Here is a 15,024-nt window from a genome sequence, read left to right as displayed (position 1 = left end):
CCGTCCTGAAGGCCGCTCAACGATCGGGATACCGGCGCGCGCAACAGGCGGCCGGCACGTAGTACGAATATTAGACGGCAGTCAGCTCATCGAGATCGAAGTAGCCGTGATAGCCGTTCATGTAGACCGCCGCGCGATGATTGAACAGCAGCACCGCCTCGGTCCGCGTAACGAGGTCGCGATATTCGGGCCGCGTCGAGCTCACGCGCGTGCCGACCGGATGATGACGGTTCCAGTCCGCGACTTTCTCCGCGGCGCTGCGCGAATCCGTCAGCGCGGCGCCCGGGCGCCGTGCAGGCGCGGCCGCGCCCACCATCGCCTCCGCCTCCTTCTCGCCGGTCATCGCCATTACGTCCGCCTCGCCGGCCAGGCCGGCAATCAGATCCGCAGGCGTCTGCTCGCGGATGGTCTGCACGAGACGGGCCAGCACCTCGCCGTGGCCGAGTTCCTCGAATACCGCCGGCTCGCCGCGCCGCTCGGCAACGCCGAGCAGATACTGGACACTGTCACACCAGCGAACCGCGCTGTCGATCTGGCCGGCGAGTCGCACATCGATACCGTCGGGCTCGTAGGGCCGCGCAGTCACGTTGGAGATCACCGGCACGCGCGGCGCCGCGAATCGGAACGATTGCAGGAAGCGCGCAAATTCCTCGCGCGCCGCACGCATGAACGGTGAATGAAACGCGCCACTCGTGGCGAGCGGATAAAAGCGCATGCGCCCTTGGCTGAACAGCGGCCGGGCCTTCGTCATCTCGGCGGCCGCGCCCGAGATCACGATCTGCGAGGGCGTGTTGTAGTTCGCGAGACTCAGTTGCGTCAGTCCGTTCTCGGCGAGCATGCGTTCGATGCTCGCTTGGTCGGCATTGACGATCGCGGCCATCGCGCCGTTTGCGGCGCGCCCCATCAGTTCGCCGCGGTAGCGGACCAGTTTCAGGCCCGTCAGGAAATCGAAGCACCCGGCCGCGAGCAGCGCATTGAATTCGCCGAGGCTGTGGCCCATCACGAAGTCGGGATCGCTCCCGCCGTCCTCTACGCGCGCGAAGTACGACAAGGCATTCACGACATAGAGCGCTGGCTGCGTGAAACGCGTGTCCTTCAACTCATCGCGCGGATCGTCGAGACACAGCTCGCGGATCGAGTAACCGAGCACGTCGCTCGCCTGCCGAGCCAGACCGTCGAAGCGATCGAACAGCGCGGCGCCCATGCCCTTCGCCTGCGATCCCTGCCCCGGAAACATGAATATCTTCATCGTCGTCACTCCTGGAAGACATCGGCGCCCGCGTCATGGCGGCTCACGCAGACGGCGGTGTTCACACCGCCGAAACCGATGCTGAGGTTCAGTGCATGCCGGATCGTGTGTGCCACCGGCTCCTGCCGTACCCACCGGAAGCCCGGATCGATCGGGTTGTCGAGATTGCGCGTCGGATGCAGGCGCCCGGCCCGCATCTGCAGCAGCACCGCGGCCAGCTCGACTGCGCCAGCCGCGGTCAGTCCGTGGCCGACGATCGACTTGGTGGCGTTCAGCCACGCGTGATCGAGCCCGCAAGCACGTAGCGCCTGCAATTCGATGACGTCGCCGAGCACCGATCCGGTGCCGTGCGGATTCACGTAGTCGATGTCGCTCGCATCGAGGCCGGCGCACGAGAGCGCGCCACGGATCGCCGCGGCCTCGCCCTCCAGCGATGGATCGGGATTGCGGTTGCCGTCGAGCGCCACGCTCCAGCCCGCGATCCGCGCGTACGGCTCGACGCCGTCACGCGGCCGCGAACCGTCGCGCTCGATCACGAGCGCCGCGCAGGCTTCGCCGTAGACAAAGCCGTTGCGATCGGCGTCGAACGGCCGGCACGCCAGCGCCGGCTGCGTCGCGCAAGGGCCGGCCGCCATCGCGCCGAGCGAGCTGAAACCCTGACATTCCCAGTACGACAGGTCCATCAGCGCGCCGATCGCGATGCAGGCGTCCACGCGCCCCGAGCCCACCGCCTCGATGGCCTGCAGCACCGCCATCTGCCCGCTCGCGGACGCCGAGCCCACGGTCTGCGCAAAACCGCGAATGCCGAATGCCTCGGTGCAGATGCCGCACAGATCGGTATCCATGAACGACATCGCGTAGGTCGGCCGCAGGAACGCGATGCGATCGCGATACGCGTCGTGCAGCAACGCAAGCTCGCGCTGCTGCACATTGCTGCCGCCAATCACGAGGCCGATGCGCTCCGGCGCGACATCGTCGAGGCGCGCATCGCGCCACGCCTCGTCGAGCGTGACGAGCGCCGCCTGCGCCGACAGCGACGCCGTGCGCAACATGCCCCGCGGCATCGACTCCGGGATTGCCAGCGCATCGATCTCCGCACCCGGAAATGCGGTGGCCGGGGTCTCGCCGTGGGGCTGCCATTGCCGGCCGCGCCGGCGCATCGCGTCGAATCGGTGCCGCCCTTCCAGCAACGCGTCGAGGAACGCCGCGCGACCCTGGCCGATCGCGGAAACGACACCGATGCCGCTGACGACGGGAGCGTCAGGCGTTCGCATCGATGATGCCCGCGAGTTCGCCGATGTTCCGCGCATTCGCCATCGCGGCAAGCGGCACGTCAAGCGACAGCGCCTCGAGTGTCATCACGATGATGTCGACACGGTCGATCGAGTTCGCGCCGAGATCGCGCAGCGAGTCGCCCGGCGCGAATACGTGATCCTCCAGCCCCGGGACGACTTCCCGGGTATGCTTCGCGATCAATTCCAGAATCCGTTGTTGACTCACGGCCCTGCTCTCCTGTCGGTTGATATCCTGTTGCGCGCCGGCACGGCCGGCGCATCATTCGTGCTCCCACGGCAGCTTGCCGGCGTTCACGAAACGCGAAATGCCATGCAGGTTGGCAGCGTCGCGGAAAACCTCGAGATTGGCCGCAATGGCCGGCGCGCGCGCGGCGGCAAGGCTGCCGTCAAGGGACGCCGCATAGCGCTTGTAGCGCGCGATCGCGTCCTTCTTCAGATGCCGAAGCCGCAACAGATGGCGGCGCAGCGAATCGGCGCTGTCGGCCTCGCAAACGTCGACGAGCCCCCATTCGCACGCGCGCGCGGCATCGACGGGCTGAGTCGTCAGCGTCATGTAGTGCGCCTTCGCGATGCCGACGCGACGGATCAGATACGGCAGCACACAGGCCGGCATCAGCCCGAACAGCAGCTCGGACAGGCCGAAGCTCGCTGTACGCGCGGCGAGCACGACATCGCAGGCGGCCGCGAAGCCGACACCGCCCGCGTTCGCCCGGCCCTCGACGTGCGCGATGCTGACGAACGGGCCGGTCGCGAGCCGCCGCCACAGATCATAGAGCGGCGCCGGGTCCGGTGCCGTCGGCGCCTCGTCCGTGGCGCGGCGCGCATCGAGCTGCGCGAAATCGGCGCCGACGCAGAATGCATCGGGCAGGCCCTCGATCACGACGATCCGCGTCGCCGGCTCGCAGCGATCGAGCACGTCGCCCATTTCGTCGACGAGCCGCGCATCGATCGCGTTGCCGGTATCGGGCCGCTCGATCCGCATCCGGCAAATACCGTCGTCGAGCCGGACCCGCAGGTTGTGCCAGGTCCCGCTCAGCTCACCCATTCGTACTCCCGATGGAAGTCGCGGATCGACTTCAGGAACAGCGTCGGCCTGCGATGCACGCCGCGCGCCTGCCGGAGCAGCGTCGCATCGGCGTCGAGATCGCGCGTGCCGAAGCGGATCTCGCGACTGCGCGCGAGCACGGTCTCGTATTCGTCCAGGGTCATGTTGTAGCGCCGGTCGAGATGCTCGCCGATCCCGAGTTCGGCAAGCCGGCGCGCGCCATCCTGCGTCGCGACGCCGCTGAAGAACTCGGAACAGCAACCGGAGCCGTAAGAAAACACGCCGACGCGGCGCGGCTCGCTGAAATCGCCGTGGCGGATCGTGCTCGCGAGCGACAGCGCGGCGGTCGCGCCCATGATGTTGCCGACACGCTGGCAGTAGGCGAGTCCGGGCGCCACGCGTCGCTCGAAATCCGCCTCGATCGCAGGCGGCTTCGCCATCGCGAGCTTGCGCATCATCGTGCGGTGCGCGCCCTTGACCATACCGCCGAACGGTGTGTGGAACGCGAGGTAGGAGAATGTCGCCGCAAAGTCCGCGTCAGCGACGCGCTCGCGATAGTCGAGGAACGCGTTCTCGCAGCAAGTCAGGTAGGACAGCAGCGAAAGGTCCGCATTGCCGGCGTCGGCATCCGCCGCCGGACGGCAGGTGTCCATCACCTCGTAGCCGTAGCAGCCGTTCGCGCCTGCATCGATCTGGAACACGTGCGGCTGGTCGCTGACCAGCATCGCGACGGCGCCGGAGCCGCCGCTCGGTTCGGAGAACGACCAATCCGCCGACAGCGCGTCGCCGCGATCCTCGACCATGAAGCGCGACACGTCGGTCGCCAGCACCAGCGCCTTGCCGCCGGGACGCGTTCGCGACAGCACGAAGTTGATCGCCGTCTCCAGGCCCGCCGTGCCCGAATAGCAGGCCCCCTTGATCTCGAACATCCGGCAGTGGCGGCCCAACCCGAGCAGGTCGTGACAATACGTGCTCATCGATTTGCTGAAATCGAAGCCCGATTCCGTGCAGGTGATCAACATCCGGATCTGGTCGCGCTCCTGCTGCGTCAGCGCGTCGACGATCGGCTTCGCGGCATTGACCGCGAACGTCACCGGGTCCTCGTACGGCAGCGCAACCGTCTTCTCCTTCATCAGCAGATTCTCGAAACGCCGCATGTCGAGGCCGCGATGACGGGCCAGGGCCGTGACGTCGAGGCGGGCCACGCCCGCGTACAGATTCATTGCTTCGATTCCGACCATGTTCACGTTCTTCTCTCGCCTTCTCTGGGGATTCATCCGGTGCCGTGCCGCCGCGTCACGCGCCCGGCAACGGCTCGCGCTCGATGTGGCGCTGGAGCCGGCTCAGCACGTCGCCCGGCCCGACCTCGTGAAATTCGCGATAGCCCCGCGCGAGCAGCCAGGAGACCGACTCGTACCACCGCACGGGACTGAACATCTGGTTCACCATTGCCGGCCGATAGTCGCCAGCCGGATAGGCACGCGCCGTCCAGTTCGAGACGACGCGCATCCGCAGCGGCCGCAACCGGATGCCCGACAGGAAATCGGCGAAACGCGCGGCCAGCGCCTTCATGCGCACGGAATGAAACGCGCCGCCGACATCGAGCGCAATGAAGCTCGCGCCTGCCGCCTCGAACCGTTGCGCGAGCAACGGTTCGGCGAGCTGCTCTCGCGCCCCCGAGATCACGCATTGCAGGCGATGGTTGAGGTTGGCCACCTCGGGCCCCGGCTCATTGTCATGAATTTCGCCGCAGTAATGGTCCAATATTTCCCGGACACGACGCTCATCGATGCCGGACACCGCGGCCATCGCGCCGCCCGGCGCCTCGCTCATCAGGGCGGCGCGCTTTGCGACGATCGCGAGGCCGGTGGCGAAATCGAATGCGCCAGCCGCGAACAGCGCCGCGTATTCGCCGAGGCTGTGTCCGGCGACGACGTCGGGCGAGGCCTCGCCGGCGTCGATCCTGTTCAGATACGACAGGCAACTGACGACATACAGCGCCGGCTGCGTGAAGCGCGTGTCGCCGAGCTCGCGACGCGGATCGTGCGTGCACAGCTCGGCAACGTCGTAGCCGAGCTGCTCGCTCGCACGCGCCGTCAGCGCCGGATATGCGTCGAACAGCTCGCGCCCCATGCCGCGGCGCTGAGCGCCTTGTCCGGGGAACAGAAAGACTTTTCTCATGTGAAGGGCTCGATGGGATGGGTCGGATGCAAGACGCCGCCGCGCGCATCGCGGCGACGCCGGACGGTCAGACCGTCACCTCCAGGTGCTGCCGCAGCCGCGCGTTGAACCAGCCCGCGTGCGTCATCGGCAAGTAGTGGCCGGCTTCGTCGAGCAGCTCGAGCGCGGCGCCGCCGAGCCGCGCGTGCAAGCGCCTTGCCACCTCGGGCGGCACCACGCGGTCGCAGCCGCCCGCGAGCACCAGCACCGGAAACGGCGGATCGGCGAGGCGCGCCTGCGCTGCGGCGTCGGCGGCGAAACCCAGGTAGACGTCGAGGATGCGCGCGTCGTAGCAAGCCTTGATCGCACGCGGGTCGCCCTCGAAATGACGGTCCACCTCGGGCATCACCTGTGTCGAGATCTCGTCGACGAGCACGCGCATCGCGCGGTCGATGCCGTCCCTGCCCGGCGCGTCGAGCGCGTTCACCAGCGTCATCGACGCCACTCGACCGGGATCGGCGCCCGCCATGCATTGCGCGACGAGCCCGCCCAGCGACCAGCCGACGAGATGGACCGGCGCGTCGACGCCGAGCCGGTCGAGCGCCGTCCAGAAGAGCCGCGCGACGCCATCGAGGCCGTCGCCCGTCGCCCGCAGCGCATCGGCGCCGGTGCTCGCCGCATGGTCCGGGTAGTGGCAGACGATCACCGAATGGTCGGCCGCGAACGCGCGCACCTGGTGCAGCCACGCCGTGCCGAGGCAGGCCATCGGCATCAGCAACAACAGCGGCGGCTTTTCGGGCGCGACGTTGTGCAGGATGTCGAGCACGACCTCGTCGTCGAGCGCGAGCAACTCGCGGCCGAATCCGTCGAGCGCGCCGAACGCCATCCGGTAGTAGCGCGCGAACGGATCGTCGGGCGCCGGCGCGGCAGCCGTGCCGGCCAGCTCGTCGCGCCGGGCGCGCTTGCGCAGGCCGGCGCGCAGCGCACCGACATCGCGATGCCGGTAGGCATCGCCCACGCTCAGCGTGACGCCGAGCAGATCGCCGACCTCGCGCACGCGCTGCATCAGCGTGCGCGCATCAGCGTGCGGATTCCCGTTCGCCGCGCCGTCCCCTTCCCGCCCGTCGACCAGAAGATGCCGCACGCGAGCGTCGAGCGCGTCGTCGCCGGCCGCGCGAGCCTCGCTCCGCGTCAGCGCGTGATCAAACGGGTATGACGGCAGATCGGCCAGCGCCACCGCGCGCGTGTCCCAGGCCGCCCGCCAGTCGACCGCGATGCCGTCGAGCCAGAGGCGCAGCGCGTATGCGAGCTTTCCTTTCTCGAGCCATTGCCGTGCGAGCGCCCTCATGTCTTCGTCGCCGTCGAACTCGTGGCGTGCTTCGGCGACGCGCGCCACGCGATAATCCGCGAGCGCCGCCTCCGCCCCCGCCGCTGCGTCACCGAACAGCCGCAGTTGCTGTTGTAGCGCGTCGGACGTTCGCGCCACCACGCCGAAGCGCCAAGCCAGCGCGTCGCGCCCTGTCTGCAAGGTGTACGCGATGTCGCGCAGCGCCGCTGCGCCAGCCTCGCCGGCCGGCACGTGCCGCGCGATATGCGCCGCCAGCGCGCGCGCCTGCGCGCGCAGCGCGGGCTCGCTGTGCGCGGACAGCAGAAAGACGCGGGACGCCGGCGCCCCGATCCCATCCTGGCGATCCGGGGCGGCCCGATACTCCAGCAGCACGGCGTGCGCATTCGCGCCACCTGCGCCGAAGCTGCTGACGCCCGCACAGCGCGGCTGGCCGTCACGCGTCGCGGGCCAGGGCTGCGACGCGTCCCCGGCTATCGCCAAGCCGCTGCCGGCGAGATCGACACCGGGATTCGCATCGGGCGACAGCGGATGGCCGGGGATCGTTGCGAGCCGCAACATCAGCGCGGTCTTGATCACGCCGGCCATGCCGCTCGCCGCCCCGAGCGGCCCGAACCGCCGGCCGAGCGAGCCGACCGTGCAGCGCGGGGCATCCGCCGGTACGGCTTGCCCGCCTCTCAACTCGGCGAACGCGTCGCACAGCGCTTCGCGCTCGATCGCATCGGCCAACGCCGTGCCGGCGCCATGCGCCTCGACATGGCCGATCCGGGCCACGTCGACGCCGGCCCGCCGGTATGCTGCGACCAGCAGTTCGCGCTGCGCGTCGACGCTTGGCGCGGCCGGCGACAGCGTGCGTCCGCCGTGGTTCTCCGCGACCGTGGCAATCACCGCGTGAATGCGGTCGCCGTCGCGCAGCGCGTCGTCGATGCGCTTGAGCAGAACCATGCCGATGGCGCCATCGGCGTCATGCGATGCGATCGGACCCACGCCGCCCGCGACGACGAGCGCGCCACGTCGCTGCCGAAGATGCTCGACGCCGCGCGCAAGTGCGGCCAGCGAACTCGAGCAGCCAGTGTCGATGGCGTGGCTTGGGCCGCGGAAATCGAATTCGAACGAGATCCGGTTCGGCAACGCATGCAGCGCGGGCGCTGCCGCGGGCAGGCCTGCGTCATCCGCTTGCACGTCGTGCTTCGCCGGCGAGGATACGCCGAGGTAGACGGCGGTATCGCTGCCGTGCAGCGCGGCGGGCGCCATCCCCGCGTCCTCGAACACATGCCAGGCGGTTTCGAGCACCGCCACGAGCGGCCGGTCGGCCGGCAACGCCGCCGGATCGGCGCCGAACCAGTTCGACGTCCCCGCGTCGGGACGCGCCGCCGGGGTAGCGTCGTCGCCTGCCGCGCCGGCCGGATTCGATGCGGCCGCATCGAGCTCGTCCGCCGCGCCGTTCCCCGCGCCGTGCGGCGCGATCAGGCGCTGCCGGAACGCATCGAGCGTCCGCGCACCGGGAAAGCGAACCGCCATGCCGACGATCGCGATCGCCTCGCCATCGCCAGCGGCGCGGCCCGGCGCTCGCGCCGGAGACAGCGCGCAATCGGCCGCCTCGGCGCCTTGCGCAACGGATGGCGCGGCCGTGGCCGGACGCGACGCATCCCGCCGTTCGGCGCGGCACTCCGTGAGCAGGCCGACCGCGAGGTTCGGATACGCGCGCAGCAGCCCGTCCGCCAGTGCGCGGACGGTGCCGTGCTCGAAGAACATGGTCGGCATCGTGTCGATCGCGAAGCGGCGGTTCAGGCGGTTCGACAGCTCCGTGAAGCTGAACGAATCGAGGCCGCACTGCGTGAGATCGTCGTCGATCCCGATTTCGTCCGGATCGATCTTCTGCAACGCGCCGATGAGCGCGCGCAAGCGGCACTGCAATGCCGGCCGCGCGTCATGGGCCGCGTCGGCGATGTCGGCGGCCCGGCTCGCGGCCGACGGCGCCGCGTCCTCGCGCAACGTCACCATCACGAGCCGCTTGAGCCGCATCACCGGTCGGCCGTCGAGATCGGCGACACGGATGTCGCAACTGCGCGTGCGCGCGCCGGCCACGCCCGGCGCCGTGCGGATCGCCACCCGCACCTGGCGCGGAAAGGCCCGGTACAGCAGGCATTCGTCGATTCCGTAGGGCACCGCGAGTCCGTTGGCCGCACCGTCGCGCCCGCACAGATCGACAATCGCGAACAGCAGATCGAACATCGACGCGCCCGCAGTGTCGGCGGCGGCGTCGGCCGGCGTTTCGCAGGCGAGCGTCAGGCGGACGGTGTCGCCATCAGCGTCGCCGTCGACGATCCGCACGCGGTTCGGCAACCGCGCTACATCGCCGGTTTCGCCGGCGAGCGAGCCGCCGAACCGGCGCACGACGCCCGCGAGCCCATGCGGCGCGGCGGCGCCGTGCGCGAGATCGTGCCAGACGTCCGCGCCCGGCGCGGCCGCGACCCAGCCGAGCTCGCACTGCGCATGAGCGCTCGCCGGCTCATCCTCTCCTTCGCCGCTTTCGAGCGTGACGGCCCACGCGTCGTCGCGCGCGACGACATGCAGCACCGCGTCGCGCCCCGGCGCACTGACGAACAGCGGCTTGTGCCACGTGGCGCGGCCGATGCGCAGCACCTCGGCGGAATCATGCGGCAGCGTCTCGGCCACGATCCGCGCCAGGTCGAGCAGCGCAACCGCCGGCAACAGCGCCTGCCCGTCGATCCGGTGAGCACGCAGGTAGCGGTCGTCCGGCGCGAAGCGGCACGGGTAGACGCGCGCGCCGCCGTCGTCGCGCCAGGCCGCCGGCGCACGCATCGGCACCGTCGTCGCCTTGTCCGCGCCGTCGCTCGACGCCGGTGCGACGCTCGCTGCGGTATCCGGCTTCACGCGCCGCGCGCTGTATCCCTCCAGGCTCGCCCAAGCCCGGCCGTCGGCGTCCAGCAGATCGACATCGAGCTTCACGACCGGGCTGCCTGCCGCGCCGGCGCGCCGGCGCAAACGCACCCAGCGCACTTGCCCCGATGGGCCGGGGGCGCGATGGCAACGCAGCCGTTCGAGCGCGAATGGCAATAGCGGCATCGCGGCGCCGTCGGCGGCGCTGCCGCGGGCGGCGTCGAGCGCCGTGAGGCCGAAGCCGATCGACGCCTGCAAGGCGCTGTCGAGCAGGCCCGGCACGAGCAGGTAGCCGGCGGTGCCGGGCGCGTCCGGCTCGAGCGCACGCATGCGCGCCAACACCTCCTCGCCGTCGTGGAACAGCGCGTCGATGCACCGGTGGCTCGGACCGTAATCGAAACCCAGTTCGGCGAAGCGCCGATACAGCCGCGCCCCGTCGATCTGTGCGCCGCGCGTATAGACGGGCAACTGCTCGACGACGACGACGGGCGGCGCGGATATCGCTTCGATCCGCTCCCGAACGGCGATGCCTTGGGCATACGGCTGCGCGTCATCGGCGCGAGCGCTGCCGACCGTGAAGCGGAACGCATCGCGACCATCCACGCCGGTCTGGCGGCCCTGCGTCGCAACGGGCTCCATCGTCACTGCGATCCCGGCCATGCCGTCGGCCGCCGCGAGCGGCCGGGTCCAGACAACGTTGTCGAGCCGGTAGCCGATCGCGTGCCGCTCGCATTCCGGCGTCGCGAGCGCGGCTGCGGCCACGAACATTTCGCAGTACGCCGCACCCGGCAGCGTCGGCACGCCCCGCACGCGATGGTCGCGAAAGAACGGCTCATCCCCGGAGAAGGTGCTGACGAAGCGCAGCGAGCGGTCGGCCCCGCTCAGGCCATGCAGCAGCGGATGCAGCGCGGCGAAGGCGCGCGGGCGTGCGCCCGGCGCCGCGCCCGCGCGGATCGCGGCAGCCATCGGCGCCGCCGGGCCGCCGCGCGGGGCGCCCGCGCCGTCGCCGCCGCGCGGCGTGACCCAGTGCCGGGTCGCCGCGAACGGGTAGCTCGGCAGGCTGAGACGCATGGGCCGTGTGTCGCCATAGCAGGCCGCCCAGTCGATCCGCGCACCGCCGACCCAGCGCGCGGCGATGCGCATCACGTCATCGCACGCCTCGCCGTGCGCCGGACCGACACCGTCGGCGATGCCGGTCAGCAGGCGCGCGTCGCCGCGTCCGTCCTCGAGCCAGGCTTCGAGCCGCGCGAGCGCCGCGCGCAGCGCGTCGGCTGCGGGCGCATCGTCCACCAGCAAGGCAAGCCGGTGATTGAGCGGCTGCCGGCCGGCCTGCAGCGTCCAGGCGATCGACTCGACCCCGGGTTCGCGCTGGCCGTGCAATCGATGACCGCCGTCGCGCAGATAGGCGACAAGCCGCTCGACGCTCTGCCGCAGTTGAACGGCCGTGCGCGCCGACATCACCCACAGTCGCGCGACGGCCGGCCAGCACGCGTCGACGGCAAGCGCGGGCAGCGATTCGCGCACCAGCAGATGCCCGTTCACGCCGCCATAGCCGAAATTGTGCACAGCGGCGACGCGCGGCACGCGGCGTCCGTCGATCTGCTTCGGGCGCCACTCGGCATGCTCGGTCAGCAGCCGGCCCGCAAACGGTTCGTCGTGCCGCCAGTTGAGATGCCGGTGGTGCAGCACGGGCAACAAGCGGTCATGGCTCAGGCAGAGCAGCACCTTGATCAGCGCCGTCACGCCCGACGCCGCGCCGAGATGGCCGATGTGCCCCTTCACGCTGCCGATCGGCAGCGGCTCACCGCCCGCGCGGGCGCCGTACAGCGCGTGATAGACCTCCAGCTCCATGCGGTCGGTCAACTGATCGCCGCTGCCTTGCGCCTCCAGGTAATCGACATCGGCGGGCGACGCGCCGGCCTGGGCCAGCACGCTCCGGATCAGCGCCTCGTGCGACGGCGCATGCGGCGCCGTCAGGAAACGGCCCTGGCCGCCGTGCGTCACGTCGACGGCGCGGATCACGCCGTGCACCGGATCGCCGTCGCGCAACGCCTGGCGGAGCGGCTTCAGCAGCACGAGCCCGAGCCCTTCGCCGAACAAGTGCCCCGACGCGTCGCGGTCGAACGGCTTGATGTGGTCGCTCGCGGTCAGCATTCCCATCTTGCGGTTCAGCACGAAGAGGCCCGGGCTCAGCAGGATGTTCACGCCGCCCGCGAGCGCCATCTCGGACTCCGCGCTGCGCAGGCTCGCGACCGCCGCCCGGATGGCCGCCATCGAGCTCGAGCACGCCGTATTGAGCGTGACGCTCGGCCCGGTCAGGCCGAAGAAGAACGACACGCGATTGGCCAGCATCGCATGCGCGTTGCCGATGTTGATGTAGGGGTCGACATCAACATCGGCGTCGGCGATCAGCGATAAATAGTCGTTCTTCTCCGCACCGAAGAACAGTCCGATCCGCCGACCGCGGAGCGAATCGGGCGCGATCGCCGCGTTCTCGAACACCTCCCACGCACATTCGAGCAGCAGCCGTTGCTGCGGGTCCATCAGTTCCGCCTCGCGCGGCGAGATGCGGAAATGCGCGGCGTCGAAGCGGTCGATCGCCGTCAGGAACGCTGCGTGACGACAATCAGTCTTGCCCGGCTCGCCGGCCGCGTAATCCTGCCAGCGCCAGCGGTCCTCCGGAATCGTCGTCACCGCGGTGCGATTCTCGACGAGATTGCGCCAGAAGCCGGCCAGGTCGTTCGCGCCGGGAAAGCGCCCGGCCATGCCGATGATCGCGATCTCCTCGGCCGCGGCCGGCGCGGGATCGGCATGCGGCGGCGCCGACTCGTGCGCGCGATGCGCCCCAGGCGCGGCCGGCAGGCGCGCCGCGAGATGCGCGGCCAGCTCGGCGAGTGTCGAGCACGACAGGAACAGATCCGTCGCGAGCGGGCCGGTCGGGAAGTCGCGCGCGATCAGCGTCGCGAATTCGTTGAGGCTAATCGAATCGAAACCGAATTCCGACCACGGCGTTTCGATGCCGATGTCGGCCACGGGCAGCTTCAGGATCGTCGAGGCCTGTGCACGTAAGCCGTCGAGCAGCGTATCGGCCGCCCGCGGCGCCGCGGCGCCGGGCCGTGACGCCCTCGTGTCGCCATCGCCGGCGCAGGCGGCCTGCAGGCGCGCACGCAGCCAGTCGCCCAGCTCGCGCAGCGTCGGATGGTCGAGGAACACGCCGACCTCGAGTGCCAGGCCGGGATAGCGCTGGCCGATCGTGGTCGCGAGTTCCGTCAGCAGGATCGAGTCGAAGCCATAGTTGCTGAACGGCGTGTCGGCGTCGATCGCCTCCGTCTCCATCTTCAGCGTCCGCGCGACCAGCTCGCGCAGACCGTCCTGCAGATCGTCCGCTGCGCCGCGCGCGGCGGGCGTCTGCGGAGGCGGCGAAGGCTGCGGAGGCTGCGAAGGCTGCGGAGGCTGCGGAGGCTGCGGCGTCGAGAGAAACACGCGGTCGATCGCCGCACGCTCGCCCGGCAGCACGACGACCTGCGGCGCCGGACGTTGGAGCAAGGTCAGCAGACTGTCGATGCCGTCGTCCATGCCGAGCGGCGTAAGGCCGCTGTCGGCGGCAAGCCGCTCGAGGCGACGCGGATCGGCATGCATGCCGCCTTCGAGCCAGTACGGCCAGTTGATGCTGAGGTAGCGGCAGCCGCCCGCGGCGTCGGCGGCCGCCTGCCGCAGCCGGCAATATTCATCCATGAAGCCGTTGCCGCTCGCGTAATCCGCCTGGCCGGCGCTGCCGGCCAACGATGCGATCGACGAAAAGCAAACGAAGTAGCGCACGCCGAGACGAGCCGCGTGGCGGTCGAGCAGTTGCGTGCCGAGCACCTTCGGCGCGAGCACCGAGCGGATGGCGTCGAGCGGCTTCGCGCGCAGCGGCGCATCGTCGATGGCGCCCGCGGCGTGAAAGATCGCGGCGAGCGGCGCGGAACCGCCGAACTCCGCCAGCAGCGCGCGCACCCGGGTCGCATCGCTCACGTCGGCGCAGACATAACGGACCGCCGGATGCCGCGCGAGCCAGTCGCGCTGGCGGGCATCGAGCGCGTCGGCCGAGCGGCGCCCGCACAACACCACGCGCAGCGCGAAACGGCTCGTCAGGCGCGCCGCGATCGCAAGACCGAGCGCCCCCGCCCCGCCCGTGATCAGGACCGTCTCGCCGCGCGAGAACGGCTCGGCCGCCGGCGCGACCAGCGCGTCGGTTTTCGCGGCAAGCGCGCGTTCGCAGCGCCGGCCGTCGATCCATCCGATGTCGCGATACTGCCCTGGCGCCAACTCGGCCAGCTCGCGCGCGGCCAATGCGGGCGTTGCGCGACCGAGGTCCGCGTTGGACAGCCAGACGCCGCCGCTCGCGAAGCGCGGGCTTTCGAGCGCGGCGCTCTTGGCGAGCCCGTGCCATGCGGCGCCGATCGGCAACGCATGGCGCAGCGGCGTCAGATGCAGCAGATGACAGCGCGCGATGGGCCTGCCGAGCAGGTCGCGCACCAGCGCAAAGGCCGACAGCACGCACGCCAGATAGCGATCGGGCGCGTGGGCGTCGTGTTCGGCGCGCTCCGGCGCGAGATCGTCGATCAGCAGCACGGCCACGCGCGCGCCATCGCCCACCGCGTCGAGCGCGCGAAACGCCGGTTCCGGCCGCGTCGCGTCGGGCGCCTGCGCATCGGCCTCGATCCGCACGATCCGCGCCCCCGGAAAGGTCGCGGCCAGTTCGTCGCCCCAGGCAGCCGCGACGCACGCCTGGCCGACCAACAGCACCGTGTCGAACGCCTGCGCCGACGCCTCGCGATACGGCCGCGCATGCCAGTGCGGCGTCGCGAAACGCGGCAGGCGCGCCGCATCGACGCCGGTCGCGTCCGGGGCCGCGCCCCCCGCACGACCCGCGTCGTCGGCGCGCAACGCATCGCGCAGACGCGCGAGCAACGCGATCCCGTCAGCCTCGTCGAGCGCGCCGTTGCGCAGCCGATCGAATAACGCCTTGAAGTTGTCGCTCATG

General features: G+C 70.5%; 7 protein-coding genes. All 7 read right to left on the bottom strand.

What is annotated here, in order from left to right; all coding sequences use genetic code 11:
- Positions 1 to 70: 70 nt before the first annotated feature.
- A complete protein-coding gene (gene fabD / locus AQ610_RS21840) occupies positions 71 to 1,249 on the bottom strand; it encodes an ACP S-malonyltransferase (RefSeq protein ID WP_043283104.1) in 1,179 nt (392 codons plus the stop codon).
- Between the two features lie 5 nt (positions 1,250 to 1,254).
- Positions 1,255 to 2,523 carry a beta-ketoacyl synthase N-terminal-like domain-containing protein gene (locus AQ610_RS21835; protein ID WP_006028563.1) on the bottom strand — a complete coding sequence of 423 codons (1,269 nt, stop codon included), beginning with the start codon at positions 2,521 to 2,523 and terminating at the stop codon, positions 1,255 to 1,257.
- Entirely contained in the window at positions 2,510 to 2,749 is a 240-nt protein-coding gene (locus AQ610_RS21830; RefSeq protein WP_009916223.1) for an acyl carrier protein, read from the bottom strand. The genes AQ610_RS21835 and AQ610_RS21830 overlap by 14 nt, the downstream gene beginning before the upstream one ends.
- A 54-nt stretch (positions 2,750 to 2,803) precedes the next feature.
- Positions 2,804 to 3,589 carry an enoyl-CoA hydratase/isomerase gene (locus tag AQ610_RS21825; protein ID WP_015602714.1) on the bottom strand — a complete coding sequence of 262 codons (786 nt, stop codon included), beginning with the start codon at positions 3,587 to 3,589 and terminating at the stop codon, positions 2,804 to 2,806.
- The gene (locus tag AQ610_RS21820) at positions 3,577 to 4,836 is read right to left on the bottom strand and encodes a hydroxymethylglutaryl-CoA synthase family protein (protein ID WP_006028560.1); all 1,260 of its coding nucleotides are present in this window, start codon (positions 4,834 to 4,836) and stop codon (positions 3,577 to 3,579) included. Before AQ610_RS21820 ends, AQ610_RS21825 begins: the two co-directional genes overlap by 13 nt.
- Positions 4,837 to 4,885: 49 nt before the next feature.
- Positions 4,886 to 5,770 (bottom strand): ACP S-malonyltransferase, encoded by an 885-nt coding sequence (locus AQ610_RS21815; protein ID WP_006028559.1) that lies wholly within the window; start codon positions 5,768 to 5,770, stop codon positions 4,886 to 4,888.
- A gap of 67 nt (positions 5,771 to 5,837) precedes the next feature.
- Entirely contained in the window at positions 5,838 to 15,023 is a 9,186-nt protein-coding gene (locus tag AQ610_RS21810; RefSeq protein ID WP_045554696.1) for an alpha/beta fold hydrolase, read from the bottom strand.
- Between the last annotated feature and the right edge of the window lies 1 nt (position 15,024).

Origin of the sequence: Burkholderia humptydooensis (assembly GCF_001513745.1) — a bacterium.
Lineage (GTDB): Bacteria > Pseudomonadota > Gammaproteobacteria > Burkholderiales > Burkholderiaceae > Burkholderia > Burkholderia humptydooensis.
Note: the sequence above shows the minus strand (reverse complement) of the source record. Positions and strands in the feature narration are given on the sequence as shown.

What these genes read in the sequence shown, in the direction of transcription:
- AQ610_RS21835 (WP_006028563.1), bottom strand. Translation starts at nt 2,523, where the DNA reads ATGCGAACGCCTGACGCTCCCGTCGTCAGCGGCATCGGTGTCGTTTCC.
- AQ610_RS21825 (WP_015602714.1), bottom strand. Translation starts at nt 3,589, where the DNA reads ATGGGTGAGCTGAGCGGGACCTGGCACAACCTGCGGGTCCGGCTCGAC.
- fabD (WP_043283104.1), bottom strand. Translation starts at nt 1,249, where the DNA reads ATGAAGATATTCATGTTTCCGGGGCAGGGATCGCAGGCGAAGGGCATG.
- AQ610_RS21810 (WP_045554696.1), bottom strand. Translation starts at nt 15,023, where the DNA reads ATGAGCGACAACTTCAAGGCGTTATTCGATCGGCTGCGCAACGGCGCG.
- AQ610_RS21815 (WP_006028559.1), bottom strand. Translation starts at nt 5,770, where the DNA reads ATGAGAAAAGTCTTTCTGTTCCCCGGACAAGGCGCTCAGCGCCGCGGC.